Genomic DNA, 5832 nt, shown 5'->3' with positions numbered 1-5832 from the left:
ACTTGACGATTGGGGATACGCGTCGCTCGTGGGCAATGGCGATGTGCCGCAACAGGATCAGGATGCGGTGATGCGCGCGCTACTGGACTGCCCGGTCCATGCGATCACCGAGCTCAAGGATTCAGCGGCTGGTCATAGCGCGAGCGCTGACGAGGTAGCCGGCGACTGGTCAGGCAGCAAGCCGAGCTGACGATAGATGTCGGGACGCACCACCGGTGTTTGCGAATAGGTCCGCAGGCCGCCGAGCGCCCAGTCGTGGGGCAATCCGGTGCCCACCACCATCGAGATCGGTGCGCCGATGTCGACCGCGCGCTGATAGAGCAGCAGATTGTCGGGCAACAGGAACTCGACCCCCCCGACGTAGATCGTTGTCGGCGGAAGCGCCTGCAGCACTTCGGTTTCCATGAACAACGGACTGATCCGCGGGTCCTTCCCGTCGGTGATGCCGTCGAAGGTGTGATAGTTGAGATAGAAGTCGACGTTGTCCGGATCGAAAAACGGGTCGTCGATGAGCCTGATGTCCGGATTGGTCCCCGAGAAGTCGGCCTGGCCCGACAGGAGCACCATGCTGGCCGGCACCGAATCGCCGCGCAGAATCAGCTCGCGTACCGCCCCGAATGCGTAGGTCACTCCTCCCGAGTCGGCGTAAATGCTGACGTTCTCGGCGCCGTACCGGTCGATCTGTTGGGAGATGAAGTCCGTCATCACGGGTTGGACGTTGAGGATGGAGCCCGCCGGGGTGCTCGCCAGTGGATAGATCGGGACGATGACGGTCGCGCCGGTGTCACGGGCCATCTGGGTGTAGTCGATCCAGTGCACGATGTTGGGTTCGAGGATGAAGCCCCCGCCGTGGAGGGCGAGCACGGTTTTGCCGGTCGGATTAGGCGGGGTGAACGTCCAAACCTTCCAAACGTTTCCCGGCGATATCTCGTATTGGGTCTGCTGTGCGGTCAGGCCGAAGGTCAGGAAGAACGGCGGGTCCTGGCTGGACAGCAACGTACCGACGATGCCGCCGAAATCCAAGCCGAAAAAGTGGAAAACATCGCGCGCCACCCGCAGGCCGACCACGGTGAGCTGGTCGAACAGGTCCGGAGGGGCGGTATAGGTCAACGTATTGACAAAGGCCTGCACCTGTACGTCCGAGGGATCAACGACGAGTGCCTGGCTCGTCGTCGGAAGGCCGACCGCTGCGTCGGTGACTGACGGCGGTGCGAGCGCGGTCTCGATTTCGCGGCGCGCGAACGCCAACATCGACCACACCGCCGGCGCACCGGCCGGTGCTTCCGGCGCATCGTCGCCGGCTGACGGATTGAGCAGACCGGTGACGAGACCCTCCACCACACCGGTGATCACGGCGGCGGGCTCGGCGGGATCGACCGGAGCGGAATCCGCCCGCGGTGAGATCAGCGGATGCACGGGAGGTTCCGCCGCTGACACGCTCGCGACGGGAGCATCACCAATGTTCGCCCGCAGCGATGAGGGCGCAACCTCTGCGATCGGTGCCGTCTCAAATCCGAGATCCGTGTCACCAACTCTCGACGATGTGAGTGCCGAGTCGTTCGACGCAGCGCGCGAGATAACCCTTGTTTCCCTCGCCAGAGGCGTTCTGGCATTGGCATCGGCGCGCAATCTGGCGCTGGGTTTGAGCAGAGGTGGTGTCGACGACGTGGTCGCCGGCGAATTCGACCCCTGCGAGGTCGTCAGCTCAGGGATCGAAGGCACCGCCAACGTCGCGGTCGGCGTCTTGGTTTTACCGGGTGAACCGCCGGTACTCGGAGCCGCCCCCGACGCGGCCGATGCCGTCTGCGAGCCGGCGGAAGGTGTCGACGACGGCGAGGTGCCCGACGCTGTTGACGGCGTCGAAGACCCCGCGGACGCGGAGGTGTCCGCGCTATGACCCGCCGACGACGTTCCCGAGGATCCCGACGACGAGTCGGATGATGAGCCTGACGGCTCGGCTCCCGCAGTCGCCTGGCCGGAAAGTACGGCCGCCCCGACGCCCAGTGTGATCAGCAAACCAGCAAATCTACTCATGCCCCACCGCCTCCGAGACAGAGGTTAGTTCGATCACCAGCGACCTCGTGGCAGAACTAGCCATTGGCGGTACTCGACAGATAAGAGGACCCCGTCCGACTCTTCTATCGCGCGAGTCCGCGACCGAACGGCCGTTGTTACCGTCGACGAGGTGTCAAACCGATGAGGTCGCGGTGAACAGGTTCGATAATAAGCCTCGCCGCCGCGCGCTGGCCGGTGGACCGCAGCGACGCGAGGACCGTCGTTGGTAGGACCCGATGCAGGTGTGCCGGTCCGTCGAGTTAGAGAGATCGGCAGCACTTGGGGGATGCGGACACGCACCCCGCCGCGGACAACCGCTGGCACCGCAACGTGGTGCTTGCCCGCGCCGTCAGCGCGGCAGCCCTAACACCCGCTGGGCGATGATGTTGCGCTGGATCTCCGAGGTTCCTCCGGCTGTGGTGCCCGCGAAGGTTCCGGTGTAGCGCGCGAACCAGCTGGCGGTGTACAAGTCCAGACCGTACGGGTTGAAGGGTGCCGTCAGCGCAGGGTCGACAAGACCGTCTGCACCTGCCGCCTCCAGCGCCTGCCGCGCGGCACTCTGCTCCGCCTCAGTACCCAGCAGCTTCAGCACCGACACCGAGGCCGTATCCCGTTCGCCCCGTGCCGCTTTGGCTAACGCGGCCGAACCGAGCAGCCGCAGCGCCATGTGGTCCATCGCCAAGGTCGCGTAGTGGTCGCGGTCGACGGCGCTCCTCGGATGGAAGTCGTCGAGCAGATCCCGCAGCCGGTTCGCGACGTTCATCCACATCATCGTGCGCTCATGGCCAAGCGAGCCGTTGGCCACCAGCCAGCCTCCGTTCAGCGGCCCGATCAGGTTCTCGGCGGGCACTGAGACATCGGTGAAGAAGACTTCGTTGAAGTCGGGCGCGTGACGGTCGTACACCGGCGGGAACGGACGGCAAGTCACGCCCGGACTGTCGGTGCGGATCAGCACCACGCTGATGCCCTCGTGCGGCGCGACCGACGGATCGGTGCGCACGAACGTCAGCAGGACGTCGGCGTCGTGCGCGCCGGACGTCCACAGCTTCTGGCCGTTGACCACGAAGTGGTCGCCGTCTTCCACAGCGCGGGTGCGCAGGCCGGCAAGGTCCGAGCCGGCGCCGGGCTCGCTCATGCCTAGCGACGCCGTCATCTCGCCACGCAGGATTGGCACCGCCCACTGCCGCTTCTGCTCCTCGGTACCGAACGACAGGATCGACGCCGCGATGATGCCGACACCCTGCGGGTTGAAGCTGTGGTAGATCCGTCGCCGGGCGAGTTCGTCGCGGTGCACGTACTGCTCGAGAACGCTTGCGCTACGGCCGCCGAACTCGGGAGGGTTGCCGGGCAGCAGCCAGCCGTGGTCGAACTGCAGCCGCTGCCACGCCCGCGCCCATTGCGGCACATGGGAACTCGACCGCGACCTCTCCCCCACCTCCGCCTCGGGCGGCAGGTGTTCGTCGACGAACGCGCCGAACTCCGCGCGGAATGCGTCGAGTTCGGCGCCAAGGGTGAGCTGCATGGCCCTCCTAGTTCACCTAGGAGCTTATCAAGTACTTTATACAGCTGGCGACCGTGCGCCGGCCAGCGCCGCCCTGCTGAGCTTTCCCGCGTCGTTGCGCGGAATCCGGTCGACGATCTCGACCGTCTTCGGCACCTTGTATGCGGCCAACCGCTCCCGCACATGGGTACGCAGGGCCTCGGCAGTCGGCGGATCGGCGGGATCGGCGGGTTCCACGATGGCGTGCACGCGCTGGCCCCACTCGGCATCAGCAATCCCGACGACCACGCAGTCGGCCACCCCGCGGTGCTCGGCAAGCGCGAGTTCGACCTCTGCGGGAAAGACATTGGCGCCGCCCGTGACGATCATGTCCGACCGGCGATCGGCGATGAACAGGTAGCCGTCCTCGTCGAGCCATCCCAGGTCTCCTAACGTCGCGAAACCTTCGCCGTCGACTGCGAACTCGGCGCCGACATAGGTGCATGGTGTCGAACCGTCGTTGTGGCGCATCAGAATGCGCCCGATTGACCCGGGCGGCACCCGCTGCCCGTCCTCGCCGATGATCTTCACGTCGCACCCCACCGGGCTGCCGACGGTGCCACGGTGGTTCAGCCACTCGTCGCCTCGCGCCATCGTGAGGCCGATTCCTTCGGTGCCACCGTAGCTGAAAATGAAGCGCTCCGGACCGACGAGCCCAAACCACTTGTGCACCACCCACTCCGGAATGGGCGCACCACCGTAATGAAGGAACTCCACGCTTGAGAAGTCGCGCTCTTGCACGCCGGGTAGCGCGGCGATTCTTTGCAACATGGTCGGCACCATGATCGCAAAGTTGACGCGGTGCCGTTCGATCAGGTCGACAGCGAGTGCAGCGTCGAACTTCTGCATCACCACCAGCCGCCGCCCCTCGAGGAGGTGGTGCAGGCACGCGAAGCCATTGGTGTGATAGATCGGGGATATCACCAATTCGGTTGTGTCCTCACCGCTCTCCAGCGTTTCCGCCATTCGGATCATGGCGTCGCCGCCCGTCACCCCCGGCACAGGGTTGACGATCAGCTTGGGCTGGCCGGTGGATCCGGAGGTCGCGATGGCCCGCACCGGATTCGCGATGCGGTCTTCCACCGCACTGTCGTCGAGGGCTATCGAGGCCTTTACGTCGTCGATTGACAGCGTGCCCTCGGGCGCGGCGTCCCACGCGGCGACAACCGCGGCGGGCCGCGCCAACTCCAATAGTCGCTCGCGGTCCCAGCGTGGCAGGTCCCAGCGCAGTGGAAGTACGGTCGCCCCAAGTCGCCAGGCGGCTAGATCAGCGAAGAAATGTTCGGGCGTGTTCGGCAGCGCCACGACAACCCAACCACCTTGGGTGACACCGTGTTCGGTGAGCAGTCGCGCGACTTGATTTGCCCGGCGGTCCAACTCTCGCCAAGAGATCTCACGCTCGGCACCCGCAGGGTCCACATGGACGATCGCGACCCGATCGCCGTGCCGCGCAGCAAGCAGCGCAAGCTGCCGACCAAGAGGCACCGCGCTGGCCATGCGCGCACCCTACCCGAGGAGTTTGGCCAGACCGCCGATCGCCGCCAGAAGGTATCAAGTACTTTATAGACTGACGCGGCGCGGCGGCAGGAGGTGTGATGCTCAACGGAGAGAAGATCCTCATCACCGGCGCGACGGGCAAGATCGCGTTTCCGATCGCCCGGGCGCTGACCGAACACAACGAGGTCTGGGGCGCGGCCCGGCTGCGGAATCCCGGCGACGAAAAGACGCTCGTCGCCGCTGGGATCACACCGGTCAGGCTCGACATGTCCACCGGCGACTTCTCGATGGTCCCCACGGATTTCACCTACGTGTTCCACGCCGCCGTCGACGTCGGAGCAGGCGACTGGCAACAGTGCGTCACGACGAACGCGCACAACTCGGGCGAACTGCTGCATCACTGCCGCGCTGCCAAGGGGTTCGTGTTCTGCTCGACCGGCTCGGTGTACGGCTATCAGGGCCGTCGCCCTTTGAAGGAGTCCGACGGCCCCGGCGTGCCGTCGCGGGCGAACTACAGCTTCAGCAAGATCGCCGCGGAGTCGGTATGTATGTGGGCCGCGCAGCATTTCGCCGCTCCGTTTCATCCCGTCGTGCCCTACGAATGGGACCGCTATGTGCCGTGACAGGAGGCGCCGATGCGCCTGGGATTGATGGTTGGCACCGACCGACAACGCCCACCGAATGAGCGGCTGTCCGGAGTGCTCGCCGACGGCCGGGCCGCCGAAGACGCCGGTTTCGCC

The 5832-nt window shown here is 65.7% G+C and carries 5 protein-coding genes and 1 pseudogene; 3 read left to right on the top strand and 3 right to left on the bottom strand.

Translation table 11 applies throughout. From position 1 onward, the window contains the following. Nucleotides 1-190, top strand: a 190-nt coding sequence (locus QOH60_RS05215; RefSeq protein WP_526417820.1) for a ferredoxin, incomplete at its 5' end; no start/stop codon positions are given. Here QOH60_RS05215 and QOH60_RS05210 read toward each other — a convergent pair. Then, the gene (locus QOH60_RS05210) at nt 133-1437 is read right to left on the bottom strand and encodes an alpha/beta hydrolase (RefSeq protein WP_526417818.1); all 1305 of its coding nucleotides are present in this window, start codon (nt 1435-1437) and stop codon (nt 133-135) included. The genes QOH60_RS05215 and QOH60_RS05210 overlap by 58 nt on opposite strands. A 106-nt stretch (nt 1438-1543) precedes the next feature. Between QOH60_RS05210 and QOH60_RS05205 the strand changes: the two genes are divergently transcribed. Beyond that, complete coding sequence (locus QOH60_RS05205; protein ID WP_526417816.1) at nt 1544-1897, top strand: hypothetical protein; 354 nt, start codon at nt 1544-1546, stop codon at nt 1895-1897. 507 nt (nt 1898-2404) lie between these two features. On the opposite strand, the gene QOH60_RS05200 is transcribed toward QOH60_RS05205, so the two are convergent. After that, a complete protein-coding gene (locus QOH60_RS05200) occupies nt 2405-3577 on the bottom strand; it encodes an acyl-CoA dehydrogenase family protein (RefSeq protein ID WP_526417814.1) in 1173 nt (390 codons plus the stop codon). A gap of 36 nt (nt 3578-3613) precedes the next feature. Further along, on the bottom strand, nt 3614-5092 hold the full coding sequence (locus QOH60_RS05195; RefSeq protein WP_526417811.1) for an AMP-binding protein: 1479 nt from the start codon (nt 5090-5092) through the stop codon (nt 3614-3616). A gap of 98 nt (nt 5093-5190) precedes the next feature. Here QOH60_RS05195 and QOH60_RS05190 point away from each other — a divergent pair. Continuing rightward, nucleotides 5191-5670 (top strand): annotated as a pseudogene (locus QOH60_RS05190) (NAD-dependent epimerase/dehydratase family protein); the annotation flags it as partial. Nucleotides 5671-5832 lie beyond the last annotated feature (162 nt).

The sequence above is a fragment of the Mycobacterium sp. genome (genome assembly GCF_032159765.1).
GTDB lineage: Bacteria > Actinomycetota > Actinomycetes > Mycobacteriales > Mycobacteriaceae > Mycobacterium.
The sequence above is the reverse complement of the archived record's forward strand: the minus strand, read 5'-3'. Positions and strand labels throughout refer to the sequence as shown.

What these genes read in the sequence shown, in the direction of transcription:
- QOH60_RS05200 (WP_526417814.1), bottom strand. Translation starts at nt 3,577, where the DNA reads ATGCAGCTCACCCTTGGCGCCGAACTCGACGCATTCCGCGCGGAGTTC.
- QOH60_RS05195 (WP_526417811.1), bottom strand. Translation starts at nt 5,092, where the DNA reads ATGGCCAGCGCGGTGCCTCTTGGTCGGCAGCTTGCGCTGCTTGCTGCG.